The sequence below is a fragment of the Halopseudomonas aestusnigri genome (genome assembly GCF_002197985.1).
Taxonomy (GTDB): Bacteria; Pseudomonadota; Gammaproteobacteria; order Pseudomonadales; family Pseudomonadaceae; genus Halopseudomonas; species Halopseudomonas aestusnigri.
In genome coordinates, this window is record NZ_NBYK01000009.1 from 35857 (window position 1) to 59888 (window position 24032).

The following is a 24032-nucleotide window of genomic DNA, read 5'->3' on the forward strand; positions in this document are numbered from 1 at the left end:
ATTTTTAGTGCTCACCAGAAGTAGAGGTCAGGCCACGAGAGCCAACTTCTGTTTGGGGGTGATGCCACCCAGGGCCATGTTTGGCCGTTCGTGATTGTATATCCATACCCAGCGCGTTGCATGCTCCTGCACCTCGGCGATGGACTCGAACAAGTAATGCCCCAGCCAGTCATAACGCACCGTGCGGTTGTAGCGCTCGACGTAGGCGTTCTGCTGTGGATTACCGGGCTGGATACGCTCCAGTCGAATGCCGTGCTTTTCCGCCCATAGCACGAGCTTGCTGCTGATGTATTCCGGGCCATTGTCGCTGCGGATAACTTGCGGCTTGCCACACCACTCGATCACTTGATCCAGTGCGCGCACCACCCGCTCTGCCGGCAATGACAGGTCGATATTCATGGTCAGGGCCTCGCGGTTGAAGTCGTCGATCAGGTTGAACAGGCGGAAGCTGCGACCGTCGGCCAACTGATCGTGCATGAAGTCCATCGACCAGCAGTGATTGATTGCCTCCGGCACAGGCAGTGGCTCGGGCTTCTCTCGCACGATGCGCTTGCGCGGCTTGATCCGCAGGTTCAACTCAAGCTCCCGATATATCCGATACACCCGTTTGTGATTCCAGCGATAACCTTTCACGTTACGCAGATACAGGAAGCACAGGCCGAAACCCCAGTTGCGTTGGTTATGTGTGAGTCGGATTAGGTGATCGGCGATCTCGGCATTTTCTTCCGACAACCGTGGCTGGTAGCGATAGCAGGTCGTGCTGATGCCAAACGACACACACGCCAGTTTGATGCTGACCTTGCCTGAGGCAGCCGCGTGTTGCGCCATCTCTCGTCGCCGAGATGGCTTCACCACTTTTTTGCCATCGCCTCCTGGATGATCTCGGCCTTCAGGCGCTCCTCGGCATACATCTTCTTCAGACGACGATTCTCCTCCTCCAGCTCGCGCAGTCGAGCCATTAACGAGACGTCCATGCCACCGAACTTGGCGCGCCATTTGTAGAAGGTCGCCGAACTGATGCCATGCTCGCGGCACAGTTCAGGCACGGGGCTGCCGACTTCAGCCTGCTTGAGGATGGCGATGATTTGACTGTCCGAAAAACGCGATGTCTTCACGCAAAATTTCCTTGATCCGATTAGGAGAAAATTCTACTTCTGACGAGGGCTGATTTCAGGGGGGATTACCCCGCGATCGAGCATGAATGCGCCGCCGTGAAAGCGCGGTGTCCACGGTGATCCCCAGAATTTTACCCCGTCGATTTCTATCCCTCTGTCCTGAAGGTAGTAGGTGCTTGGGAGCAGCTTTGGGATCAGGTCAGGGTACTTTTCGATCGCGTCGTCGTGATTGCCAGCAACCAAGATCTTGTGGCGATGGGGTTGTGCTTCAAACCATTCAGCAAAGGCTTCAAGGGATTTCACGCTGCCGGAGCCGAGGCAGTCGCCGGCGTGAATAAGAACATCACCGTCTGGCAGTGGCGGAAGAGACTGATGGAGCCCGTGCGTGTCTGAGATACACACGCAGGCGAGGGCGCATTGTCCTGATGTACTTGTCATCGCGCCAAGCTCCCCCGCAAAGGTTAGGCATCAACGTAGATTGATGGTGGTCCGATGCGCGTTGCTCAATCGAGCCTTCGTGCTGCTTTGGTGCGCAACGGCCTACTGCTCAAGGGCTGCCAGCTCTGCTTCGAAGCGGCTGACAAAGTCCAGCAGGCTGATGTTCAGTACGTCGCAAATATCCCTCAGTTGGATCAGGTCAAGTCGGCGCGAGCCACGCTCCATATCGCTCACGAAGGATTGTGGGCGGTTTAGAGCCCTAGCGAATTCACCCTGAGTCATTCCTGACTCCGTCCGGTATTGCCTGAGCAGGCGCAGCAGTACCAGATTTTCGTTCCTGTAAATCGAGCTACCCATGAGTTGCACCTGGATCCTTGACAGGCGGTCACTCTATATCTATCTTTCAGTTTTATGAATAACTGGTATTCAGATATTCAGATTAAAATATAACGAATAGGAGGCGTCAATGCCTGAGCATGAAGAGGTGGGTTTCAGAGAGCTGGTTGAAGAGATCGTCGAGTGGCAGGTGAGGCTTATTCAGCCGGAACGCAGTGCCAGGGAGGCGTGCGCGATATCGGTAATCGCCGAGGTATTCGAGCTGAACCCTATTGATCCCCGTGACAAGACTGTGAAGCGACTGTACTCGGCGAGTGAGTTGTTGGACCAAGTGACGGATGTGCTTGAAGACCCGGATTTGGACGAGGCGCTGTATCTGAACCATTTGCTCAGCGCGTTGAAAGATCACCGTGAACGCTGCACAGATCCGGGATACGAGGGATTTGGAGCCTGGTGTGACAGGCTTGTTGCCGAGGCTGATTTGCCACATCGGGAGCTGGGAAGCGATGGCGTTTTGGAGATGAAGCGTCTGCTGCGTAGCGAACTGCGAAGAAGAAAAAGCCCAGTCATAAAAATAAGCCCAGTCGTGAAGTAGTGCTGACAGCTCTTGAGTCGGCTGGGCTCAGAGTAAGCGGTGCTGGCTTGCCTTCTTTCTAGGTTCGTCAGCGCTGTGCACAATGAGTTTGATGTGGAGATGCTGCTATGGATCTAACAAAAGCAATCGAGACACTGTTACACGGCCCAGGTGAGCCTATGGCTGGGAGCATGATGACAAACGATGAGGCGCTGGAATATAGCCGTGCGACCTTCAACGGTGCTCCCTTCTGTCTGGTTCGTAATTGGATTTGGGTGGAGCTGGAGGTGTCGGAAGGGCGGCGAGATGATCTGGCGGCTATGCAGCTACATCCGGTTGTTCTGTATGCCCACTCGATTGTGTATGACTCCTCGCGTCGCTGGGATGTAGGTGACTTTGTACGGACCACGCTGCTGCATGAGTTCACGGATGGCTTCGTTTTTCGTACGAAGAATACCCACTACGTGTTGCTGGGAGATGGATTGTGTAAGCAGGCACATCCCAAAACACTTGCTCTGAATCACTGAATCAAGGCCAGCCATGTCGCTCAGCAGAAAGCAGGGCTTAGCTGGTGGAACGGTGGTTAGACCTGCGCAGCGCGGTGCTTGAGGGTGGTCTTTTGAAAATATCCAGCTACTCCCGAAAGCGGCTCTATCAGGCAACAGGGCTTTGGTTTGGGCGCCCGGTTACAGGCTACCTTCTTGGGGCCCGTATCGCTGCTCGATCTGCTTTTGGAAGGGTGTTCGCTCATGAAAAAGCAGACAGGTTCGGGCGTTTTGCCAATGGGCACCGAATCATAACCTCAGACATCTTGAGAGCGGAGAAGCTAAATGATTTCTGGGTGCTTCGAACCAAGAGCGGCAGCCTTTACGTCGTGGTGACGTTTGACGCGGCTGGTGGCAGGCGCTCTCTCGATGCGTTCTTTTCTCTTGACCCAGCGGTGCTGCAGTTCACGCCTGCTCGGTTGCATTAGCATCCGGACCTTGTGCCGGGATCCGTTGTGAGGTTTAGGCATGCTGCTGTTTCTGGATTTTGACGGTGTTCTGCACCCTGACGCGGTGTATCTGCGCCGAGGACGAGCTGAGCTGCGTGCAGAGGGGCAGCTGTTTATGTGGGCTCATTACCTGCAGGCGGTCGTCGAGGAGGCTGATGTACAGATCGTACTGTCCACCAGTTGGGCCAGACACTTGGGATACCAGCGTGCTCGTAAGGCGTTACCTGAACCCGTGTCGCGGTTGGTTGTGGGGGCTACTTGGCATTCGGCAATGAGGAAGGCGGGCTCTGACCACCGTACCCTCTGGGATCTGCAAACACGGTATGAGCAGATTCAAAGTTATCTCGGCAGGTTGAGAGGGCCGGTCGAGTGGCTGGCGGTCGATGACGATGACGTTGGGTGGCCTGAGGAGAAACGAAGCCGCCTGATTCATACCGACTCCAACTTGGGGCTGTCCTGTGCTGATGCAAGAGAGCAGCTCCGCGAGCGCTTGAACCTGAGGTATTGAGTCCCGCTGGCTCTGCGCCTGGACGGTGGCGTTTCCGGGTTGATTGGATCTAGCAAGTTGAGACAGGAGCGTTCAGTCATGCGAGTTATAGACATTCAACAGGTGATGGCTGAGCTACCGCAGTTGATTGCGCAGGCGGCTGAAGGCAAGTCGTTTGTGATCGCGGTCGAAGGCACGCCAAAGGTCAAAGTAGTGCCGCTAGGTCCGGAAAATGGGAGCGGCTCCAAACGTATTGGGTTCTTGCGCGGTCAGATTGAGGTTCCGGACGATTTTGATTCGATGGGGATGTGAATGGTCGTTAGGCAAGAGAATCCGCTGCAGGTCCTACCGCGGCGTATGCCGTATTCGGGGTCGCGCGTGCCGCATCGTGCAACACACTAAAGTCTCGTGCGCTGGATAAGCGGAGTTGCACACGTCTCAAGTGGGAGGGGGCAATGAGGGGCACAGCTATGGAGCAGGATGAATCAGCTAATGACGTTCTGTGCGACGTCTGCGGCGATAGCACGCGAGTTGAAGGGTATGGATTACAGTTCGGCACCCTTTGCGCCAGTTGGGGTTACGGTTCGACCCATGATGGTGAATTTCATGTTCAGCGATGCGGATCAAGACCTGAGTGGTTTTGGACGCGTTGCTCGGGATGATTTTTTCAACGATAGGGCATAGGAGGAAGTCTATGGTGGAGCCGTTTCCTCTGGGAGCTTGAGCACAGCGAGGCGAGAAGGTGGAGCATCTCCGTGGCTACTTGCTGGGCGAGAGTCTTGTCTTTCGGATATTTTGGCTGTTTTGATTATGCCCTTTGCAGTGAGGCTTTCATGATCACACTCTCCCGCGTCCACTCCTTTCCGACGACCGAAGAAGTTGCCATCGCACGTGAGAGCAGCCGGATGCTGTCCGCCTTTTTGCAGACACGCTCGGAAAGTCAGCGGATTGATATCTTTGATGATAACGGTGCCTCCCATCCGGTTCTTGTCCCGGTCTCGGCGCTGCGGTTGCTCATCAATATCCTGTCCGAAACCGGCAAGGGCTGTGCGGTCTGTGTCACCCCAATCCATGCAGATCTGACGACTCAGGAGGCAGCTGGCTTGCTCAGCATCTCGCGACCGTTCCTAGCGCAGTTGCTGGAGCGCGGTGATATCCCGTTCCACACGGCCGGCACGCACCGTCGCGTCCGGTACAAGGACGTGATTGCCTATAAGGAGCGCCGTGACGCGGAGGGGCGCGAGGCGCTCGATGCGCTGGCCGAGCAGGCCCAGGCGCTTAAGATCGGGTATGAATAAATTCGCCGCTACGCGTGTTTCTTCAGGTTGCTGGCGGGTAGCGGTATCTATTTCAAAATTTGGTTCGAGGTCGTATGCCCCTGACAGTGATCAACTGTCAAGGGCATACCGTATCAGCACAAACCATGAACTCCGGCTTCGCCTCAGCTTATGTTTTCAGCAGAGCTTGGCGTTGAACGGCTCGGAAGGTGAAGTGATGGTAAACAAGGTTTCCGCAAGCAAGTTTCTCAGCCTACTGCTCCGTCACAAACCGGAGGAGGTCGGCCTCGTGCTAGATCCAGACGGCTGGGCGGAGATTGATCAAATAGTCGAGCGCACCTCGTCAGGCAAAATTCCGCTCACCCGGTCACTTATCGAAGAACTCACTCGCACCAGCGAGAAGCAACGATTCAAGATCAGTGAAGATGGCACAAAAATCAGAGCCAATCAGGGGCATTCGGTCAAAGTAGAGCTAGGTCTGGTCGCCGCCGTGCCGCCGGAGGTTTTGTATCACGGCACGGCCACCCGCTTTCTGGAATCAATACTGGCTGAGGGGCTGAAGTCAGGAAACAGAAACCATGTCCACTTATCGCGAGATTCCGAAACCGCCGTAAGAGTGGGCCAACGTCACGGAAAACCTGTGGTCTTAGAGGTACTGTCCGGAAGAATGCACAGGGAGGGAGCGAGCTTCTTTCTGTCTGATAATGGTGTTTGGCTCACAGAGTCTGTGCAGGCAAAGTTCCTTGCTCTGCTCGTTCAGAGCTAATCAAACCGGGCAAGAAATTGCATCGCCGTCCAACTGGGGCGTAGGACCTCGCGCGATATCTGAATCGCCGTTGGTTTTGTAGACACCAGATGACCGCTTATGGCCGGTAGGCGCCTGTCGCAACTGGCAGGATCCGGCCAAAAGCGGTCATCTTGCGCCTTCAAAAATCCCTAGCGATCCAATGAATGTTGGCTGCTTACACAAGAGCCAGTTATCAAGTAGATATTCGGCTCCACCCGTGTGTGGCGTAATCAAGGGTCACAATGGCTGCAGCCTCGGACGCTACCCTGTGGAAGGTATTGTCCTTAGTCGTGTCTCCGTAATCGCTGATTCCTCGGACGACCAAGACGGGCACGTTCTGCTTTTCGCATGCATCGAATACTCCATAGGCCTCCATCTCAGCTACCAGTGCTTTTTCATGAATACTTTGGAAGCTTTCGAAAACTTCTGGATCACGAATGAGCAATTCGCCTGAGGCGACTGTTGCCGGCGACACCATGAGCTTCGCTGCAACTTCCCCAGCCTGGGACTCTACCGGGATCGCGAAGCCCAGCTTCTCGGCGCGCTCTTGCAGGCGGTCAGGTAACGATGCGGTTGCAAAATAAGCATTGAGATCTTGCTGGGTGGAAAGTCTTGGACGTTGCATCTCTGGCCGAAGCGCAATCTGGCCCCCGGCGTGTGCTGCCCCACCTTCGTAGTACACGACGCGTTCGGACAGAATGACTTCGCCGAGGCTGAGCTTTTTACGACGTCCGCCCGCGATCCCCATCATCAGCACCTTCTGGGGGTTCAGCTCTGACAACAGAAGGGTAGTGACGGTGCTTGCGTTGACGTTGCCAGCGTTGCCAAGAGAGGCAACGACACATGATAGAGGGCCGTCCGCTCGCTGGATGGTTACGGGCCAGAAATGAATGCCATTCTTGGAGTAGCGTGCAGGTACATCCTCGCCAATACCGAATACTTTCTTCGCGGCGGCGAGCTCAATGGGGATAGCCGTGATGACTAGGAGATCTGGAGAGCGTGCCTGCTCCTTGGCCTCGATTTCTGCCTGGAAAAGTCCAACTGAAAGGTCTGCCAGCTTGTCTGGGCTGTACAGAGGCTCCTGTAGGGACATGCTGTCCAGGCGTCCCTTAACCTGCTCGCCGGTGAAGAAGAACATCGCGGAAGGATCCTTGAAGAAATTGGCGCGAAGGCCTAGCGCCCCCTCGCCATCTTCGCTGAAGCCCCCAAGCTGCAGGTCAAACGGCAGAACCGGAAGCTGACGCTTGCGAAGTTTGCGAGCTCGGTCGGATACGCCCTTGCCACCGCCTAGGGCAATCATTGCCGTGGCCACCTCAACTTGCTCATCACCAATGTTCCCGCCAGTGACCAGGTCGTCTTCGATGTAGACGATTTGTGCATAGTTCTCGGCGGCAAGACGGCGGATCAATGTCCGTTGTTCAAGGGTCATTTTTTCCCGCATGGCCAGCTGCGAGGTGACGATCTTTAACTGATGAGCTGGGGCGTACTCAGCCAACAGCTTCTCAGCCTCGTAGGCCACCGTCCAGTCGAAGGTCAATGCATCGCCGCTTTCATTGACTGGCTGACCTGCTAGGTAGACAACGAGTCCGCCCTGAGCCGCCAAGACGCTCTTGGTTAACGCACGAGTGAAGTCGTGCGCGAGATCGATCGAGGCCTTCTCTGTCTTCTTGGAGATGCTGCCCGCAATCAGAATGAATTCATTTTCAAGCTTTGCCATCGTGACAATTCCGGTAGCTGAGGTGTTGAGTATTGGCTGATTTCTCTAGGGGTTAATACTGGAACAGCGCCTTGATCTCATTCTTGTTCTTGAGTGCGAGCTGGATGACTTCGGGCCTCTGGTCAGCCTGATCGTCATTCAGGTTGAGCTGGAACAGGAGATACACGAGGAGGGCTTGCCGGCATTTGACGTGCATCTCACCGTTCTCCATCAGAAAGTCGGCCTCGATCAAATTGCGCTGGGAGGGTGTGAGGCCCGGATGAGGAATGAGAACAACGTCCACAATCGTGTGCCAGGCGTAGTCCTCATCAGCTCGGTCGCGATCTTGACCACCATATTTGCAGTGCTTGATACGGGTTAGAGAAAAGTCCCGGAAGTCCTTACGTTTGTGGCAGTAGGCCCGGACGTGCCAGCGGTTCCCGTCATGCACCAACGCGTGGGGAGACAGCCGCCGCTCCCCACCTTCAGGGTCGTTCATGGATTGGTAGAAGACCTCGACATATTCCTTCTCGCGAATCGCGCGGAGGATTTCCCCAACGATGTCCGCGTTCAGGCGACGGCCCAGCTTGGGTACAGCAGCGACAGGGGATTGCCAGTTCAGGAAACTGCCATAAGGAACCTCTGACTGCACGGCGACGCGAAGCAGATCTTCTAGGTACCGCTCAACTGCGCTAGAGGGGAAGACAGCCTTAAACGAATCGGTCGCTCGGTAGACCCTGGCCCGGGTGTCGTATTCAAGGTTGCTTTCGGCGAGTTTTGTGTACTCGGTGATATCCAATGACGCCTGGGGTACAGAGATTCCGAAGAATTCAGTGAGGCTGCTTCGGTTGATCTGACCATCCCACCGCAGTCGATAGTCGATGAATTCCAACCGACGTTCCTGGCCCCAACGCGCACCTTGCCGTCCCTTGCTGGTGGGTTGGTCGTCTGTGGGTTTGGACTCGTTTGTCATGATCGAACCTCGATAGCGTATAAAAACTAGACTGCATCTAAAAAATATGCGTATAGTAATGATACGCTAGCAAACAGCCGATCGCAATTTCCCGGACGGATTCTTTAGATGGTTCGGAGAGGGTTGAAGTGCAGCGAAACGTAAAGGTGATTCGGGCCTAGTGATCGAGCCGCCGCGCCATCTCATCGCTCGGCATGTGATGTAGCTGCTGGTAGGGATGCTTTGCTACTAACACAATATTTTTAGGAGGGGATGGCCAATGCCACTCACCAACACTCAGATCAAGTATTACGACAGTAATGTGCTGCGCCTTCCGAAGGACAAACGGGAGACCTACAACGCCCAAGTCGACCGGCTGATTGCAGCGCTGAAGGACAGCCTGAAGAAGCAGGACAAAATCACCATCAAGAAGGTGGTAAAGGCCGGCTCTTTTGCCAAGCACACCATCCTGCGCCCCAACGCTCAAAACCCTGCTGACATAGACGTGGTTTTCTACATCAGCGGCCAGAAGGTGGATGAAGAGACCTTTGCGACCCTTAGCCAGAAAATCTACGACGCGCTGGTCAAGCTGTACCCGAACAAGTCTGTCGAAGACTTCGAAATCCAGCGCAAGGCAGCTAAGGTCACCTTCGTAGGTACCGGGCTGGAGGTCGACATTGTTCCGGTCATCGAGAACCCGAACAAGGAAGGCTACGGCTGGCAGTTTGACCGTATTGATGGCTCGAAGACTGAAACCTGCGCTCCGTGCCAAGTGAAGTTCATGAAGGATCGCAAAGATGAAGATCCGGACTTCCGTACCTTGGTGCGGATGGCCAAGCGGTGGCGTACCTGGAAAGAGGTACCTCTCAAGTCCTTCCACATCGAACTCATCATGGCTCATGTGCTTGAAGTGAACGGAAAGGAAGGATCGCTAGAGAAGCGTTTCCGTGACTTCCTCCTCTACATCGCTGAGTCGGGGCTCAAGGAAGTCATCAAGTTCCCAGAGAACGGCAATGTGCCCGAATTCTCCGATACGGTCGTGATCATTGATCCGGTCTGTGACACCAACAACGTCGCCAGTCGCATCACCGCGGACGAGTGCAAAGAGATCGTCCAGCTCGCAGAAGAGTCCTGGGAAACCGCTCATTTCGCATCGGTGGAAGATGACTTCAATCTCTGGAAAGAACTGTTCGGCAAGGGCTTCAAAGTCGAGGATGCAGCATGACCTACAGCGCTACGCAAACGACAACGTACACCACCACTGACATTGAGTCAGTCGTTCGCCGGATTACTGCCGACCTCTTGATGATCGCCTCTAGTAGCGAAGCAGTGACTGAAGCCAAGGCCAAGGAATGGGCCTACGACATCGAGCTGCTGGCCAAAAACGGGTATCTGAAGTTCGCAGATCTTACCCTGCTGAGCAATGGGGTCGAACAGAAGGCGACACGGTACTACGTGAACGAGTCCGGCGCCCTGGCCAACCAGCGTCCTGGTGATGCTCGCTGGCCCAAAGTGTCGAACCCGCACCTGCGGATCGTTCTGTCCTACAACGACAGCTATACCCAGCAAGCTCGGGACAAAATGGCTGGCAAGTTGAAAATCAACTGGACGACCTCTTACGACGACATCAGCCACTCCCAGCTCACTCAGAGAGGTGGTCGCGAATACTCCAGCAACGGCTATGGCATGGAACGAAAGGACTACACCCGATGAGCAACAACAGCGTATTTGACTCTGCAATTGAATTGCCGGAAGCCCAGCTGACTGAGCGCGAGAAGGTGTTGCTTGGCTTCAGCGGCCGCTACGAGCGCGTGAAAAACCAGCTTCAGTTGCTGCTGAACCAGGGCCAGTTGTCCGAGTGGAGCAAGGTGCACCATAGAAGCGTGCTACCGATCTGCAATCTAGTTGCCGACCAGTATCCTCTTGTGATTTTCCACGGGGACGTCGGCACCGGAAAAACTGCGACAGCGGAGTGCATCGCTAACCGCATCGTACGTGATTCTCGCGCTGAAGATTCGGTGTTGTTCAAGCTGAGTAACCGAGTTCGCGGCTCCGGCAAGGTCGGCGAAATGGGCACGCTTTTGACCCAGGCATTTGCGGAGGTTGCCGAAGCTGCCGGCAAAAAGCGCCGGGCGATTCTCATCATCGACGAGGGTGACTCTATCGCAGCCTCCCGTTCGCAGAGCCAGAGCCACCACGAGGATAAAGTGGCTGTGAACACGCTGATCCAAGGCGTGGATGAGTTGCGCAAATATGGCGGACGGATCGTTGTGATCTTATGCACCAACCGTCTTTCCGTACTTGACGCAGCTCTGCGCCGTCGTGCTGCCATCGTTGAAGAGTTCACCCGTCCAGATGCTGCTGAGCGCAAAGAGCTGTTCAGCATGGATCTGGCAGGTATGGAGCTCACGGAGAAGCAACTAACTGACTTGGCAACCGTCACTGGTGAGAGTAATGGGCAGCCAGCATGGACTTACTCCGATATTCGGACTCGCCTGTACCCAACGGCGATGGCCAAAGCCTTTCCGAATCGTCCGCTGAGCTTCAAAGATCTGACCGATTCAATACTGGAGATGAAGCCATCACCGGTTATGGAAGATAAGTAAATATTCTGGTCGTGTGGTTGGGCTTTCTGGCGACGCCTCGAGTTGACCTGCAGTCCTCTTTACCTAGTACATGATGATCTTTCCCGCTGTTGTGGTGACTGGTTCTGAAGACTGCTGTTGCCATGCGGAAATCAGCTAAAACGGAGTATTTATGAAAGCCGACAAAGAAATTTTCGTATCAGTCGACATCGAGGCATCTGGCCCGATCCCAGGCAAGTACAGCATGCTTTCTATCGGCGCGTGTATGGCGTCGAACCCAGCTGAGCAGTTCTCCTGCTTTCTGAAGCCTATATCTCAGGAGTTTGTGCCGGCTGCCCTTGAGGTCACAGGGTTGTCACTTCAGAGACTTCGCGAAGAGGGTTTGGAACCTGGTGAGGCTATGGCGCAATTCAGGTCCTGGGTAGAGTCACTAGCTGATGCCGATCAAAGGGTAGTGTTCGTAGGGTTTAACGCTTCGTTCGACTGGAGCTTCGTGAACTATTACTTCCATCTGTTCTTGGGTGAAAACCCCTTCGGAATCGCAGCGCTCGACATTAAGTCGATGTACTTCGGTGCCTCCGAATGCACTTGGACATCGACCCGCTCAAGCGAAATTGAGAAGGTAGTGAATCCTGAAAGCTCGGGCAACCATGATGCCCTAGATGACGCCGTTTACCAGGCGGAGTTGTTCAACTTGATTCGTGAAAAACTGGTGTTTGGTAGGCCCTGATGGATCCTTTGGCGAGGAGCACGTGGGGCTAGAAAAGCCGAGGGGCGTCATTGCATGGTGAACCGCCCCGAAGCAGTGATCGCCCAGCCGGCCGGCCTCTCTAAGAGCGCATTAAGCCGCTGCGATAGCGTTCAAAAGCAGATTTCACGTCGCCGGCTTGGCGAGAGTTCGTCTGCCGCCCAAATTTCAGTGTCCGCAATTGGCCGACAGCGGTCAAGAGAAGGTTCTTTTTGAGGGGCGAAGGCTCTGCGGCTTCGCGGGTCTCAGGTGTAGACCTTGGAGTTCAGGACGGATATGATGGCCGGGTAGGCGCTTGGGCACATATTTTCGGCAGGTTAAAAAGCACCACCGCGAATCCAAGGGCAATGAAGTAGTTCTAAAAGGCTGTCTCGAAAGGGGCGGCCTTTTTTATTTTTACCGGCCTGTGCGTCGCTTTGCGCTGCTTTTTTCCGCTTTTTGGAGCCTGTATGCGAGGCATGTGGCACGTTGCTTGAGTGCTTAACGTGCGCTGGCGCCGAGTCCCTGGCGCCGTGCAGATTGTTGTTAAACAGTGCGACGCTTAGTCTGTCAGTGCGTTTTTTTGGGGCTTGCGCCCTTAGCCGCAGGTTCTGCCGAATACCACGCTGGTTTACTTTTCCTGCTGACTCTAACTTTCGAAAGGTCTGCATTGGGTGCTGCCTCCGGTAAGGAGAAGCTGCGCTTGGTAGCGGTGCGCCTGTCTCCATATCGCTCAATCGACCGCGTAGATTGATGGCCCATGATGTACGCCATGAGCTTGGGGGAGATGCCAGAGGCTTTGAGGTTTGAGCCCATCTGGTGGCGCAGGCTTTTCAGCGTGGGCTGGACTTTGCGCCTGGGCCATAGCTGCCTGCATTGCTCTCGCAGGGTTTCTCTGATGGCTGCAAGGCTGCGATGCGATTTCTGATATAGGTCTACCGCGGCAGCTGCAACCTCAAAGTCCGTTTGGTTTGGGAACTTTATGACTCGGTCGGCGCCCCTGATGCCTCGGTCGTCCTTTTTTGCGCCGGTAATATGGAACTCTTTGCCCACTACCCGAATTGAGTGCATCTCGCTGGGCCGGACGCCGAGTAGCCAAGCTAGAGTGACGGCAGCAAAAACGTCGTAGTGCCGCGTGTTTTCGAGGTGACGCAGAAGTGCGATAACATCATCCTCACTAACAGCTTTGACTGCGTGGCGCTTCGCTTTTGGGGGGATGGTGCTGTCGGCTATGGTGGTTGGATTGGCTGTTAGTAGGATTCGCTTGGCTGCTTTTGGGTAGCCACGTTCACGAACGTCGAACGCCAGTGCATTTTTCAATACTCGGAAGTAGTCGGGTCTGTAGTCTGCTGCACACGCAGTCAGTGCTTTGCATATCGCGCTTGTTGAGAGTGGTGTGTCTGGCAGTCTCGTTTTGTAGAAGTGTCTTGCAAGCTTTCGGTAGCGCTCTTCAGTGCTTTTCAGCATGTTGGCATCCTTATAGTTATTGTTGTTGTTTTTGATGTCAAAAGCAGCCGCTTCGCGAAGGGGCGCTTGTTTTTTCACTCCTGGTCGGAGCGAAAAACCATGTCGGCATGGTGTTGGCTGGGCCTCACCTCACCGTTGTTCGTGATGCCCTCGCCAATCCCATGCCGCCACTGCGCCCCCATACCCGAAGCGCGGGTATGGTGTGTGCGCACGTACCCATGCGCATGAGCACGTCCCGCGGGTACGTGCTCCGGCAGCGAGCTGCCCGATTGGTTTGACATCAAAATCGATAGCCGTCCTGCGGACGAAGTAGAGCGAGATGTGGTGAGCATGTCAGGTCGCCTTTGGACGTCGCCCGCGCGGGCGTCGCCCTTTCTGGGCTTGCATGAGCAGCTTGTAGTTTTCCCATTTCACATGTGACAGCTGGGCGCCATATTTGAGACCTTGCTCGATGGCCTCCTGCAACACCTGGCTGTAGGGCTTGTCGAGGTAGTGTTTCTGTGTAACCTCGCAGGTGTTGCGTCGATGCCCCAGCAAATGCGCGATGGTGCTCTCGGAGACGCCTGAGGCTTGGAGTCGCTGTGCAAAGCTCCGGCGACAGCTTTTAAAATTGAGTGCACCGTCGCTGGCGCGTGCACAGCGAGAGCCGATGTAGCCTTTTCCTGTTGCGTGGCCGCAGAAGAAGCGACTTGCCATTCTGGAATACAGGTGTTCTCTGGTGAACGTTAACTCCGCAAATAGCTGAGCATCGTTGCCTGACGCAGCTCTGCGTTCCTCAACAAACGCCATAAACCCCATATCGACAAGTGCTGAGCAGATAGGAATCTCCCGGCGAGACTGTTCATTCTTCAGGCTCTTGTTGTACCCGTTGTCATTCACGCTCATGACGTTGATGCCATGTCCATCGCGCCGAATGTCATGAACCCGAAGTTGGCACAGTTCGTTCAGGCGGGCGCCGGTAAACAGGCCAAGTGGCAGTAGCCAGAATCGATAGGCATGGGCGTCTCGGACGAGTTTGCGCGCCTGCTCCTCGTCGTTAAGTGAATAAGGCCAGCCTTGGAGTAGAGAGCTGATCTCATCGGTGCTGAATGGCCTGGTGTTGTCAGCCTTTTTGGTCGCTGGATTGCTCAGCTTTAGCGGTGTGCTGATGAAGCTGTCATTCAGAGCTTCGACCATGACGCGGTTAAACAGCTGGTAGTAGGTCTGGATGTTTTCACCCTGACTTTTTGAACGCTTCTGCCGCGCCAGTGCTTTCGGAAGCTCACGCTTAATCCGCGGAATGTCATGTGGGGACAAGTCAGCCATAACACGCTTTGGATTGCTGTCGCTGACGACATTCTTCAGCTTGGCCATGCGCGAGGTCAGCATATTTCGGCCTTTTACTGAATAGCCGTTGGCGTCGATGAAGCGTTGGCATACCTCGTCGAAGTAGTCGTGAATACTTGGCGAGTTATCCAGCTGCAGGAGCAACTCCGTGATTGGTAAAAGTTGCTTCAGCAAGATCGGGCGAAATTTCTCGTACTTGCTGTCGTACTGAAGGTGAAATCCCTCAAGAATCGGAATCAGTTTTATTGTCGGAGTTAGTGCTGTCATCTGCGTCCTTATGTGTTTTGTATGCGCAAATGTTAGCAATATTGTTTTATAAGTAAATAGAAAAAATTAATTGATATCTTGTCAAGATTCAATTTTTCGCATATTTACTTTCCTCGGCTGTGTGTTCTTGACGCCTTGTCAATTCTTTATTTGGTCGCTTTTTATTAATGTTTGCGAGGGTTTTTGTCTTTGCGGTGGAGGATTTTTGTTCTTGTTATTTCTGCTTTATTGTTTTGTTGTGTAAATAAATTTCTGCGGAGAAAATTTTGCATTTGCACCCTGCCCAGATGCCGATTTTGGGTGGGCAGGGTGCTGTTCTGGGGTTACTTGGCTGGTCTGCCGATTTGTCGTCCGGCTTGCTTGGCTCGCAGTGATTGGTAGCGAGCATGAGAGATGTGATCGAGGTTGAGCTCAAAGTCGAGCCGATCGATCTCTTCCTTCAGTACGCGCAGAGGATGGATGTCGCCGTAACCGCCGGTGGTGCTGGTGTCGACATGGCCTACCAGCGCCTTGGCGATCAGAATGTCTAATCGCTGCATGCGGAACTGCTGGATGAAGGTGTGTCGGAGGCCGTGAAAGGTGGCTTTCTCTTGGGTGAGGTCGCATTGCTTGACATAGGATCTGAACCATTTGCTGGCGACATGGCTTACCGGTACTTGGGTGTACTGCCGGTGTGAGCTGAAGAGCGGTGCGTCAGGGCGGGTGTTGCCGTGTTTCTGGTCGTCAATGAAGTCCAGAAATCCCAATTTGATGAGCTGGTGGTGCAGTGGAACCTGACGTATCGATTGGGTGTTCTTGATTTGCTTGCCGTTGCTGTTGTCGATATTGATAAGCCAGATGCCGTTGCTACACCGCACATCGCTCAGCTGCAGTTGGCAAAGCTCTCCCAGGCGTGCTCCGGTGTAGAGACCGAGCAGCGGTAGCCAGAACTTGTATTCATCCATTCGCCAAGAGGTCTGGCGTGTCGCTGTATACACCGGCCCGTTGATCAGTTTGAGAAGCATCTCGTGACTGTAGGTGCGCCTCGCTGGTGGGGCTGCATTGCGCGTTTTGAAGGTGAGGTTGGCGGTGATGTCATGTTCAATCCACTCCTGATCTTGCGCGTAGCGGATGAGTGATTTGGCGAGCTCAAAGTACACTTTGGCTGTTCGTGGGTGGATGGCTGGCGCTGTCTTTTCAGTAACGAGTTGCCTGACTGATATTCGGTGCCGGGCGACAAGCTGATGAGCGTTGACAGGCAGAAAACGCAGTTGATCGCGCAGTGTCAGAAAGTCTGCGCGGCGCAGTGTTCTCAGGCGTCTGTGCGCACCAATGAGCTCGGTGACCACCTTTAGGCGGGCCTTTCGCTGAGGTGTTGTTTTTAGGTGTGTCCAGCTCCCTTCGTCCACTTGCGCCTGCTGGTAACGCTCTGCCAGTTCACCGAAGGTGATGCCGTCGAGTTGCTCTGCGTTGCTGTCGATAGCAGTGCCTTGAGTGTTGCTGACCAATGCTTCGAGCTGGCCGCGCTTTTCTTCTGGAAGTAGTGCTGCGAGTGCGGTTGCGAGTGCTTGCTTCGCTGGATCCACAGGTGCGGACTCGGTGTTGGTGAGAGGTCGAGCACTGGGTAAGCTGGGTAACGAGGATTGCTCAAGCATGCTGCCCATGAAGCCACGGGTCAGGGCTTCAATTTCCAGCCTTGCTTGCTCTAGTGCAGCCTCCGTTGATGTGCGGCGAAGGTGAGCTTGAAGTGTGCTTTCGACGGCAGAGGTCAGGCGCTCTTTCAGCAGGGTGGCCATGATCGCAGAGGTGGTCGGCAGGGTCAGCGAAAAACCTCTGCTAGCCAAGATCGGGTGTTTGTCCTTCAGGGTGCATGACGCAAGCTCAAGGGTGTAGAGCCCGGATGCAAGCTGTTGGGTGGTAAATGCTGAATATCGGGGCTTGGGCCAGCTAAGTGAAGTGAGTGTGCTGTGGAGGCGATACGCGGCGAGCGAGCCGGGTAGGTCGGGCGGGATGTCGGCAAGGTGGGCGCCACAGTCAGGTCGGGCGTGGCAAAGGTACTCATGCAGTGCGAGTGCATTGAAGGTGGCGGGGTGTCGTAGCGTTTTGTCTGGAATGTGCTGCTCAAGCTGGGTGATGGCGGCGAATGCATAGATGGCGGCGTCTTGGGCTTTGTCGTGTTCTGATGTGCCCAGAGGCCAGTCGAGGCGTTGGAAGCGCAGATCCAGTGCGGACTGAAGAGCGTCGCTGGGTGCTATCGACAGAATCAGTTCGTCGCCCGGCATGGTGCTGTAGAGGGTAGTGTATTTTGCGCTTTCTTCGGTCAGTCGCTGTTTGGCGGCAGATAAGTCCTGCTTGCCGAGCTCAGCCGGACTAGGTAGAGCGCCCCAAGGATTGGCGGCGTTATCGAGGGTGCGCTTGAGCCAGGCTTTGGCTTGCTTGAGTCGCTCGCTTACCAGTTCGGGTGTCACCAGTGTGGCACCGGGTTTGATGACGAGCGAGAGTTCGGCGTCTAGCAGCTGTGCGAGGGTGCGGGCGACGGATGCGTCGCGACCGAGAGACCAGCGAACCTGAGCGGGCAAGCGAGGGTCGCTGCTCAGGTGTGCCGGTAGAGTGAGGTAGTACTGAAACACCCCGTTAGAAGAGGTGATAAGGTGTTGCTGCTTGCTTGAGTTGGGCATGGTGGAGCGCCTTTTTTAAGTCCTAGATGGACTTTGTGCGATCTACCAAACCCTTCCTTCGCTGAAACCCGCGTTCTAGACGGGTTCCTTTTCAAATTGGTGGAGCCGGGGGGATTTGAACCCCCGTCCGCCAGTCCGCCGCTATCGGTTCTACATGCTTAGCCATCTCTACTTAGTTAACTCCGCGCCGCCCGAGTGGCAGGGTGCTTGGAGCGAGCTGTATAAGTTTTAGCCGTTACGTCTACAGCAAACTTGGCGGCGATCCTGTTCTATCTGACAGCCAAATCTTCGGGTTTACAGGCATCCCCTAGAGGCTGCTAGCCGGCTTAAGCGGCTAGTGCGTAGTTGTCGTCGTTGGCAACTATAAGTTTGCAGCAGCGAATTTACGAGTTCTGCTACCAGCTCGGCATGCCCCTCAAGTTTTGTAACCGTCGTCGAATCCAAATCGGCCCCAAATCTTTCAGGTCTGTTACTAAGACGCGATTGTACGCGAAAGGTTCCCTGAGTAATAGCTATCGTTTGCAGGCCAGGGTGGTTCTGCCCGGTTTGCGCGGTGTGCGGGCGCGATCGTCAAGCGGCCTGATGCTTTCCGTTTTCCCCGAGCCGCCACGGCAGACAAAAAAATACCCTGACGAGTCAGGGTATAGGCGTTACATGCTTTAAACCATAAACCGGCTGGTGGAGCGGACCAGCCTGTCAAAGGATATGACGGGCTGGTTGCGGGAAAGTTCAGCGGGTAGCAAAAAAAATTAGCGATGGTTCTCGCGTACGACGCGTTGCTTCTCGCGATCCCAGTCGCGCTCTTTCTCGGTCTGCCGTTTGTCGAAGTCCTTTTTGCCGCGTACCAGGGCAATTTCGCATTTGACCAGGTGACCCTTCCAGTACAGCGCGAGCGGGACGCAGGCGAAGCCCTTGGCCTGTACGCCATTGACCAGCTTGTCGAGTTCGCGTGCGTGCAGCAGCAGTTTGCGGGTGCGGGTCGGGTCGGCGATGACGTGCGTGCTGGCAGTCTTCAGCGGCGTGATGTGGGCACCCAGCAGAAAGGCTTCGTTGTTCTTGAGCAGGATGTAGCTGTCGACCAACTGCACCTTACCCTCGCGCAGGCTCTTTACTTCCCAGCCGGTCAGGGCGATGCCGGCTTCGAAGCGCTGCTCGATGAAATAGTCGTGTTTGGCCTTTTTGTTCAGCGCAATGGTGCCGCTGTTGGCCGGGGATTTCTTTTGCTTGCTCATAGGCGCGTCAGTATACCTGTAGTTTCCTATGCTGTATCGGCGGATTTTGCGGGTGGAGGGCTTTCATGCCTGCGGCGATTTGACCTTGTGGTGATTGGTTAAAATCTGGACAATGCGTTCCTTTTTTCGGGTACTCCGGGACTCTTTATGAGCAAAGACGCTGTCTCCATTCACGGGATCTGGGCAAGCCGCTGGGTCTTCATTCTTGCGGCAACCGGATCTGCCGTAGGCCTCGGCAACATCTGGAAGTTCCCTTACATGACTGGTGTATATGGCGGTGGCGCCTTTGTTCTGGTCTATCTGATCTGCATCTGTCTGATCGGTTTGCCGGTGATGCTGGCTGAGACCCTGCTGGGACGGCGCGGCAGACAGAGCCCGGTCAATACGCTGAAGACGCTTTCCCGATACTCGAACGCTTCGTCCGCCTGGTCCTGGGCTGCGGTGATGGGGATGACCGGTGCGCTGCTGATCTTGTCCTTTTACAGCGTGGTGGCGGGCTGGGCGCTCGACTATATCGTTGGCATGGTGCGCGGTGAGTTTGCCGGTATTGATGGTGACGGTGCGGGGCAGCGTTTCGGCAGCCTTGTCAGCGACCCGGTTCGGCTGACGGTGTGGCATACGCTATTTATGCTGCTTACCGGTTGGGTGATTGCCCGGGGTGTGGTGGCGGGTCTTGAGCGCACGCTGCGGATTCTGATGCCGATGCTGTTTGTGCTGCTGGTGGCGCTTTTGGGGTACAGCCTTACCACCGGTCATTTCATGGAGGGTGTTCGCTTTCTGTTCGAGTTTGATCTGGCCAAGGTGCCTGACGGTATTCTGGCCGCCATGGGGCACGCATTTTTTACCCTGAGCGTAGGTGTCGGCTCGATCATGGTGTTTGGCGCCTATATGCCGCGCAAGGCGTCCATTGGGTCGACAGTACTGACGGTTGGTCTGCTGGATACGGTCGTAGCGCTAACCGCGGGAATGGCCCTGTTTCCGGTGGTGTTTGCCGCCGGGCTGCAGCCCAATGAAGGGCCGGGCCTGATGTTTGTCACGCTGCCAATCGCCTTTGGCAATATTGCCGGCGGTAACCTGTTTGGTGTGGTGTTCTTTGTACTGGTAACTGTGGCGGCCTGGAGTTCGGCGATTTCCATGCTGGAGCCGGCAGTGGCGTTCTGGATTGAGCGCAGTGGTCGCAGTCGTGTATGGGTGACCTCGGTGATTGCGCTGCTCTGCTGGGTGGTTGGCCTGGGTACGGTGCTGTCGTTCAACGTGCTGGCGGATGCGCGGTTCTTTGTGTCCGATGCTGATGGTTGGCACCTGTTCCGCTGGACCAGTGAGGGCGGCATGACGTTCTTTGAATCGATTGATTATCTGACCAGCCGCATCATGCTGCCTCTGGGTGGTCTTCTGTTTGTGCTGTTCGCAGGCTGGGTGCTGGACCGCGATGTATTCCGCGATGAGCTGGCGTTGAAGTATCGCCGCCTGTTCCCGCTCATCTATTCGCTGTTACGCTATGTAGCCCCTGCGGGGATTCTGATTATCCTCGTCACCGAACTGACCAAGTGAAGATTGCATGACCCACATTCAGCGCTCGGCTTTGCTGCCGTATCCGGCCAGCCATCTGTACAACCTGGTTAACCGGGTTGAACGTTATCCGGAGTTTCTGCCCTGGTGTTCCAGTGCGACCGTTCTCAGTGAGACTGACACCGAGATGTGTGCCCGTCTGGACATTGCCAAGGCTGGCATGAGCCAGGCTTTTACTACCCGCAATGCTTTGGTGCCGGGCGAGCGCATCACGCTGCGCCTTGTTGATGGCCCGTTCAGCGATTTTCGTGGTGCCTGGGAGTTCAAGGCGCTTGGTGAGTCGGCGTGCAAGATCACCCTGGATCTGCATTTCGAGTACGCCGGTGCTCTGGTCAAGGCGACGCTGGGGCCGTTGTTCAATCAGGCAGCCAATGCAATGGTGGACGCCTTCTGTCAGCGGGCCAAGGAGACCTGGGGTGGCTGAGAAGACCATGGTGGTGGAGGTGGCCTATGCGCTGCCCCACAAGCAGAAGATTGTGACGCTTAATGTGCCCGAGGGCACCAGCATGCTGGACGCCGTGCGTCTGTCCTGCATGGATCAGCACTTCCCCGAGCTGGATCTGGAAAGTGCCCCGCTGGGTATTTTCGGCAAGGCCGTTCCCAAGCCTGCAGAGCGGGTGCTGCAGTCAGGCGAGCGGGTGGAAATCTATCGTCCGCTGATTGCGGACCCGAAGGAAGTGCGCAAGCAGCGCGCTGCCAAGGCCAAGGCGGCCAAGACGGAAGACTAGTTGCGGGGGCAGGAAGGGGAGGCGTCGGCCGCTTCCCCTTGAGTGCGTTGGCTATTCGCCCGTGCCGAGTGGGGCGCCCAGGTCGACGGGATAGGTTTCGACGGTGTCGGAGCTCATGATTTCCTCATCCTGGCTCTGACCCGGCATGAAGTCGCCGGAGAGGCCGACCAGGCGATTGTCTTCAAAGTTCAGGCTGATGCGTTCCTGCACGCGCGTGCTGTGCCCCGATTCCATGCTGTACAGGTAATCCCAGCGGGTGGGGTGGAAGGTGTCCTGGATCAGTGGAGTGCCCATAATGAAGCGCACCTGGCGGGTGGTCATGCCGGGGCGGAGTTGGTCAACCATTTCCTGGGTGACAACGTTGCCTTGCTGGATATCGATCTTGTAAATGCCGGGGACCACGCCGCAGCCACTCAGAAGGCCGATAGAGACACTGCATAACAGCATGAAAAGGATTCGATTAAAGCTTTTTCGCGTCACGTGCTAACATCCGCTATCTTTGGAATGGCTGTATTGCCCTGATCATACCCGACTCATCCCGCCCTGCGAAGCGCTGAACGAGAATAGTGACATGGTTGAAAATCAAGAACTCCGCAAAGCCGGCCTGAAGGTCACGTTACCTCGGGTTAAGATCCTGCAAATGCTCGATGGTTCGAACGAGCGCCACATGAGTGCCGAGGACGTCTACAAGGCTTTGATGGAGGCGGGCGAGGACGTTGGCCTGGCCACCGTCTATCGCGTGTTGACGCAATTTGAAGCGGCCGGACTGGTCGTGCGCCACAACTTCGACGGCGGTCACGCCGTGTTTGAGCTGGCCGACGGCGAGCACCACGACCACATGGTCTGTGTTGACTCTGGTGAAGTGGTCGAGTTCTTCGATCCTGAAATCGAGCGCCGTCAGCGCGAAATCGTCAAGGAGCATGGCTTCGAGCTGGTTGACCACAATCTGGTGCTGTATGTGCGCAAGGCTGGCGGCAAGTAACGACAGATTGGACAAGCACTGATTTTTTGGTGCAAAAAACCGGGCCTGGCCCGGTTTTTTTATGTCTGCTCAGTGCGCAACGCTGAGCAGCTTGCGGGCGTGGGCCAGTGATTCGTCGGTCAGGTCGACGCCGCCAAGCATGCGGGCGACTTCCTGTACGCGGGCGTTATCGTCCAGCTGGTCAATGCAGGTGCGTGTGCTGTTGCGGGTCTGCTGTTTGCGTACAAACAGGTGCTGATGCCCCTGAGCGGCGACTTGCGGCAGGTGGGTGACTGTCAGTACCTGGCCGCGCGCGCCAAGTTGGCGAAGCAGCTGGCCAACGATCTCGGCGGTCGGGCCACCGATACCCACATCGACTTCGTCAAACACCAGCGTGGGGACGCGTGACGTCTGTGCGGTGATGACCTGAATGCCGAGGCTGATGCGTGACAGTTCGCCGCCGGATGCGACCTTGGCCAGCGGTTTGGCGGGCTGGCCGGGGTTGGCACTGACCAGGAACTCGACGGCTTCCAGCCCGGTTACCGGGTAGCTGTCGGCGTCCAGCGGTGTCAGTTGCAGCTCGATTCGGCCGCCGGGCATGCCCAGGCGCTGAATTTCATGGGTGACTGCCTTGGCGAGTTTGGCTGCTCCCTTGCTGCGCTGTGCTGACAGTTTTTCGCTAAGTTGGCGATAGTGGGCCTGATAGGCAACCAGTTCTTCCTGCAGGCGCTCTGCGTCGGCAGCTTGTTGCTGCTGGCCTTCCAGTTCGTCGATCAGCTGCTGCTGCAGCGCGGGCAGCTCCTGCGGCTGAATACGGTGCTTGCGTGCCAGGTCATAAATGGCGCTGAGGCGTTCTTCGACATATTGCTGGCGTTGCGGGTCGGCCTCGAAGTGGTCGAGGTAACGCGTCAGTTCGCCGACTGCTTCCTCGATCTGAATCTGTGCGCTGGCGAGCATGTCGCTGGCTTCACCCAGTTGCGGGCTGTGGCTTTTAAAGGCGTCCAGCCGACTCAGGCTGGCGGTCAGGGCTTCCAGCACGCTGCCTGCGTCATTTTCGCTGCAGATGTTGATAACTTGCTGGCAGGAATGCAGGATCTGGTCTGCGCTGGCGAGCTGACGCTGCTCATTCTCCAGTTCGTCCAGTTCGCCGTCCTGCAGGCTCAGATTGTCCAGTTCGTCCAGTTGGTAGGTCAGCAGCTGCTGGCGAGCGGCCTGTTCTTCGCTTTGCTGGCTGGCCTGGCGTAGCGCCTTTTCGGTCTGGCGGCAGCGCTGAGCCGCCAGTTGAACCTGTCTCGCGAGTTCGCCGGCGCCGGCGTACTCGTCCAGCAGGCGGCGGTGGGTGTCGGTTTTCAGCAGCGACTGGTGCTCATGCTGGCTGTGAATGTCGATCAGCATTTCGCCGAGCGCACGCAGGTCCTGCTGGGGGCAGGGTGCGCCATTGATGTAGCCTCGTGAGCGGCCTTCGGCGGTGATCACGCGCCGGAGGATAACCTGGTCGTCGTCCTGCGTCAGGTCACGCTCTTCGAGCCACTGGCGGGCTTCGGGAATGTCGCGAATGTCGAAGGTGGCGAGGATGTCGGCCTTGTCGGCGCCGGGGCGCACTGCGCCGCTGTCGGCGCGATCGCCCAGGGTGAGGGCCAGTGCATCGAGCATGATGGATTTGCCTGCACCGGTTTCGCCGGTAATCACGCTCATGCCGCCGCCCAGCTCGAGTTCCAGGGTGTCGACGATGGCGTAGTTGTTGACCGCGAGGTGGATCAGCATGACGCGCTCCCGAGAAAATTGTTCTGGTTGTTTATACAGTAGTTTGCTTTGTGGCGACAAGTCCCCGCAATAGCATGAGCACACTGATTGATA

At 55.9% G+C, this 24032-nt stretch carries 24 protein-coding genes, 1 other RNA gene and 1 pseudogene; 14 read left to right on the forward strand and 12 right to left on the reverse strand.

Translation table 11 applies throughout. The annotated features are described in order from the left end of the window. Positions 1-27: 27 nt before the first annotated feature. The 3 genes from B7O88_RS12635 to B7O88_RS12645 all read right to left on the reverse strand — a co-directional run bounded on the left by B7O88_RS12635 (position 28) and on the right by B7O88_RS12645 (position 1910). Positions 28-1115 (reverse strand): IS3 family transposase gene (locus B7O88_RS12635; protein ID WP_088276339.1). Its coding sequence is split into 2 segments (ribosomal slippage): positions 28-863 and positions 863-1115, totalling 1089 coding nucleotides; the frame shifts between segments, so codons are not numbered across the junction. A gap of 33 nt (positions 1116-1148) precedes the next feature. Then, a complete protein-coding gene (locus B7O88_RS12640) occupies positions 1149-1553 on the reverse strand; it encodes a metallophosphoesterase (protein ID WP_088276340.1) in 405 nt (134 codons plus the stop codon). A gap of 102 nt (positions 1554-1655) precedes the next feature. After that, the gene (locus B7O88_RS12645) at positions 1656-1910 is read right to left on the reverse strand and encodes a helix-turn-helix domain-containing protein (protein ID WP_088276342.1); all 255 of its coding nucleotides are present in this window, start codon (positions 1908-1910) and stop codon (positions 1656-1658) included. Positions 1911-2019: 109 nt separating this feature from the next. On the opposite strand from B7O88_RS12645, the gene B7O88_RS12650 reads away from it, so the two are divergent. From B7O88_RS12650 to B7O88_RS12685, 6 genes are all read left to right on the forward strand, one after another. Continuing rightward, entirely contained in the window at positions 2020-2484 is a 465-nt protein-coding gene (locus B7O88_RS12650) for a hypothetical protein (RefSeq protein WP_088276343.1), read from the forward strand. Positions 2485-2654: 170 nt separating this feature from the next. Beyond that, complete coding sequence (locus B7O88_RS12655) at positions 2655-2990, forward strand: DUF6957 family protein (RefSeq protein ID WP_235005786.1); 336 nt, start codon at positions 2655-2657, stop codon at positions 2988-2990. 486 nt (positions 2991-3476) lie between these two features. Further along, positions 3477-3965 (forward strand): HAD domain-containing protein, encoded by a 489-nt coding sequence (locus B7O88_RS12665; protein WP_088276345.1) that lies wholly within the window; start codon positions 3477-3479, stop codon positions 3963-3965. Positions 3966-4043: 78 nt separating this feature from the next. Next, positions 4044-4256 (forward strand): type II toxin-antitoxin system Phd/YefM family antitoxin, encoded by a 213-nt coding sequence (locus B7O88_RS12670; RefSeq protein WP_088276346.1) that lies wholly within the window; start codon positions 4044-4046, stop codon positions 4254-4256. Between the two features lie 521 nt (positions 4257-4777). Then, positions 4778-5242 (forward strand): excisionase family DNA-binding protein, encoded by a 465-nt coding sequence (locus B7O88_RS12680; RefSeq protein ID WP_088276347.1) that lies wholly within the window; start codon positions 4778-4780, stop codon positions 5240-5242. Next, complete coding sequence (locus B7O88_RS12685; RefSeq protein ID WP_328587511.1) at positions 5235-5987, forward strand: RNA 2'-phosphotransferase; 753 nt, start codon at positions 5235-5237, stop codon at positions 5985-5987. The genes B7O88_RS12680 and B7O88_RS12685 overlap by 8 nt, the downstream gene beginning before the upstream one ends. Before the next feature lie 214 nt (positions 5988-6201). Here the strand turns inward: B7O88_RS12685 and B7O88_RS12690 are convergent, their stop codons facing one another. Together B7O88_RS12690 and B7O88_RS12695 are read right to left on the reverse strand one after the other, a co-directional pair. After that, positions 6202-7725 carry a phosphorylase family protein gene (locus tag B7O88_RS12690; RefSeq protein ID WP_088276350.1) on the reverse strand — a complete coding sequence of 508 codons (1524 nt, stop codon included), beginning with the start codon at positions 7723-7725 and terminating at the stop codon, positions 6202-6204. Positions 7726-7777: 52 nt separating this feature from the next. Next, on the reverse strand, positions 7778-8677 hold the full coding sequence (locus B7O88_RS12695) for a WYL domain-containing protein (RefSeq protein ID WP_088276351.1): 900 nt from the start codon (positions 8675-8677) through the stop codon (positions 7778-7780). 259 nt (positions 8678-8936) lie between these two features. Between B7O88_RS12695 and B7O88_RS12700 the strand changes: the two genes are divergently transcribed. The 4 genes from B7O88_RS12700 (at position 8937) to B7O88_RS12715 (ending at position 11971) form a co-directional block, all read left to right on the forward strand. Continuing rightward, a complete protein-coding gene (locus B7O88_RS12700; protein WP_088276352.1) occupies positions 8937-9881 on the forward strand; it encodes a CBASS oligonucleotide cyclase in 945 nt (314 codons plus the stop codon). Next, complete coding sequence (locus tag B7O88_RS12705) at positions 9878-10369, forward strand: HORMA-1 domain-containing protein (RefSeq protein ID WP_088276353.1); 492 nt, start codon at positions 9878-9880, stop codon at positions 10367-10369. The genes B7O88_RS12700 and B7O88_RS12705 overlap by 4 nt, the downstream gene beginning before the upstream one ends. Further along, entirely contained in the window at positions 10366-11262 is an 897-nt protein-coding gene (locus B7O88_RS12710) for an AAA family ATPase (RefSeq protein ID WP_088276354.1), read from the forward strand. Before B7O88_RS12705 ends, B7O88_RS12710 begins: the two co-directional genes overlap by 4 nt. A 151-nt stretch (positions 11263-11413) precedes the next feature. Beyond that, entirely contained in the window at positions 11414-11971 is a 558-nt protein-coding gene (locus B7O88_RS12715; protein ID WP_088276355.1) for a 3'-5' exonuclease, read from the forward strand. Positions 11972-12538: 567 nt separating this feature from the next. Here B7O88_RS12715 and B7O88_RS12720 read toward each other — a convergent pair. From B7O88_RS12720 to smpB, 5 genes are all read right to left on the reverse strand, one after another. Beyond that, the gene (locus B7O88_RS12720; RefSeq protein ID WP_140418582.1) at positions 12539-13513 is read right to left on the reverse strand and encodes a site-specific integrase; all 975 of its coding nucleotides are present in this window, start codon (positions 13511-13513) and stop codon (positions 12539-12541) included. Between the two features lie 255 nt (positions 13514-13768). Continuing rightward, positions 13769-15028, reverse strand: a complete 1260-nt coding sequence (locus B7O88_RS12725; protein ID WP_235005787.1) for a tyrosine-type recombinase/integrase — start codon at positions 15026-15028, stop codon at positions 13769-13771. 323 nt (positions 15029-15351) lie between these two features. Continuing rightward, complete coding sequence (locus B7O88_RS12730) at positions 15352-17685, reverse strand: site-specific integrase (RefSeq protein ID WP_088276358.1); 2334 nt, start codon at positions 17683-17685, stop codon at positions 15352-15354. A 97-nt stretch (positions 17686-17782) separates the two neighbouring features. Continuing rightward, positions 17783-18138, reverse strand: a transfer-messenger RNA (tmRNA) gene (ssrA, locus tag B7O88_RS12735). Between the two features lie 296 nt (positions 18139-18434). After that, positions 18435-18917, reverse strand: coding sequence for an SsrA-binding protein SmpB (smpB, locus tag B7O88_RS12740; protein ID WP_088276359.1), 483 nt, complete (start codon positions 18915-18917; stop codon positions 18435-18437). Between the two features lie 147 nt (positions 18918-19064). Here smpB and B7O88_RS12745 point away from each other — a divergent pair, with 147 nt between their 5' ends. From B7O88_RS12745 to B7O88_RS12755, 3 genes are read left to right on the forward strand one after another with little or no spacing between them, the layout of a single operon-like run. Next, on the forward strand, positions 19065-20468 hold the full coding sequence (locus tag B7O88_RS12745; protein ID WP_088276360.1) for a sodium-dependent transporter: 1404 nt from the start codon (positions 19065-19067) through the stop codon (positions 20466-20468). A gap of 7 nt (positions 20469-20475) precedes the next feature. Further along, complete coding sequence (locus tag B7O88_RS12750) at positions 20476-20910, forward strand: type II toxin-antitoxin system RatA family toxin (protein ID WP_088276361.1); 435 nt, start codon at positions 20476-20478, stop codon at positions 20908-20910. Continuing rightward, positions 20903-21214 carry an RnfH family protein gene (locus B7O88_RS12755; protein WP_088276362.1) on the forward strand — a complete coding sequence of 104 codons (312 nt, stop codon included), beginning with the start codon at positions 20903-20905 and terminating at the stop codon, positions 21212-21214. Before B7O88_RS12750 ends, B7O88_RS12755 begins: the two co-directional genes overlap by 8 nt. An 87-nt stretch (positions 21215-21301) precedes the next feature. Here the strand turns inward: B7O88_RS12755 and B7O88_RS12760 are convergent. Next, positions 21302-21661: pseudogene (locus B7O88_RS12760) on the reverse strand (outer membrane protein assembly factor BamE); the annotation flags it as partial. Between the two features lie 124 nt (positions 21662-21785). Between B7O88_RS12760 and fur the strand changes: the two are divergent. Continuing rightward, a complete protein-coding gene (gene fur / locus B7O88_RS12765) occupies positions 21786-22196 on the forward strand; it encodes a ferric iron uptake transcriptional regulator (RefSeq protein WP_088276365.1) in 411 nt (136 codons plus the stop codon). 69 nt (positions 22197-22265) lie between these two features. Here the strand turns inward: fur and recN are convergent, their stop codons facing one another. Further along, positions 22266-23939, reverse strand: a complete 1674-nt coding sequence (gene recN / locus B7O88_RS12770) for a DNA repair protein RecN (protein ID WP_088276366.1) — start codon at positions 23937-23939, stop codon at positions 22266-22268. Positions 23940-24032 lie beyond the last annotated feature (93 nt).

Bases quoted from the DNA above. Each gene is read 5' to 3' on its own strand.
- B7O88_RS12640 (WP_088276340.1), bottom strand. From the start codon at position 1,553: ATGACAAGTACATCAGGACAATGCGCCCTCGCCTGCGTGTGTATCTCA.
- B7O88_RS12645 (WP_088276342.1), bottom strand. From the start codon at position 1,910: ATGGGTAGCTCGATTTACAGGAACGAAAATCTGGTACTGCTGCGCCTG.
- B7O88_RS12650 (WP_088276343.1), top strand. From the start codon at position 2,020: ATGCCTGAGCATGAAGAGGTGGGTTTCAGAGAGCTGGTTGAAGAGATC.
- B7O88_RS12655 (WP_235005786.1), top strand. From the start codon at position 2,655: ATGATGACAAACGATGAGGCGCTGGAATATAGCCGTGCGACCTTCAAC.
- B7O88_RS12665 (WP_088276345.1), top strand. From the start codon at position 3,477: ATGCTGCTGTTTCTGGATTTTGACGGTGTTCTGCACCCTGACGCGGTG.
- B7O88_RS12670 (WP_088276346.1), top strand. From the start codon at position 4,044: ATGCGAGTTATAGACATTCAACAGGTGATGGCTGAGCTACCGCAGTTG.
- B7O88_RS12680 (WP_088276347.1), top strand. From the start codon at position 4,778: ATGATCACACTCTCCCGCGTCCACTCCTTTCCGACGACCGAAGAAGTT.
- B7O88_RS12685 (WP_328587511.1), top strand. From the start codon at position 5,235: ATGAATAAATTCGCCGCTACGCGTGTTTCTTCAGGTTGCTGGCGGGTA.
- B7O88_RS12690 (WP_088276350.1), bottom strand. From the start codon at position 7,725: ATGGCAAAGCTTGAAAATGAATTCATTCTGATTGCGGGCAGCATCTCC.
- B7O88_RS12695 (WP_088276351.1), bottom strand. From the start codon at position 8,677: ATGACAAACGAGTCCAAACCCACAGACGACCAACCCACCAGCAAGGGA.
- B7O88_RS12700 (WP_088276352.1), top strand. From the start codon at position 8,937: ATGCCACTCACCAACACTCAGATCAAGTATTACGACAGTAATGTGCTG.
- B7O88_RS12705 (WP_088276353.1), top strand. From the start codon at position 9,878: ATGACCTACAGCGCTACGCAAACGACAACGTACACCACCACTGACATT.
- B7O88_RS12710 (WP_088276354.1), top strand. From the start codon at position 10,366: ATGAGCAACAACAGCGTATTTGACTCTGCAATTGAATTGCCGGAAGCC.
- B7O88_RS12715 (WP_088276355.1), top strand. From the start codon at position 11,414: ATGAAAGCCGACAAAGAAATTTTCGTATCAGTCGACATCGAGGCATCT.
- B7O88_RS12725 (WP_235005787.1), bottom strand. From the start codon at position 15,028: ATGACAGCACTAACTCCGACAATAAAACTGATTCCGATTCTTGAGGGA.
- B7O88_RS12730 (WP_088276358.1), bottom strand. From the start codon at position 17,685: ATGCCCAACTCAAGCAAGCAGCAACACCTTATCACCTCTTCTAACGGG.
- smpB (WP_088276359.1), bottom strand. From the start codon at position 18,917: ATGAGCAAGCAAAAGAAATCCCCGGCCAACAGCGGCACCATTGCGCTG.
- B7O88_RS12745 (WP_088276360.1), top strand. From the start codon at position 19,065: ATGAGCAAAGACGCTGTCTCCATTCACGGGATCTGGGCAAGCCGCTGG.
- B7O88_RS12750 (WP_088276361.1), top strand. From the start codon at position 20,476: ATGACCCACATTCAGCGCTCGGCTTTGCTGCCGTATCCGGCCAGCCAT.
- fur (WP_088276365.1), top strand. From the start codon at position 21,786: ATGGTTGAAAATCAAGAACTCCGCAAAGCCGGCCTGAAGGTCACGTTA.
- recN (WP_088276366.1), bottom strand. From the start codon at position 23,939: ATGCTGATCCACCTCGCGGTCAACAACTACGCCATCGTCGACACCCTG.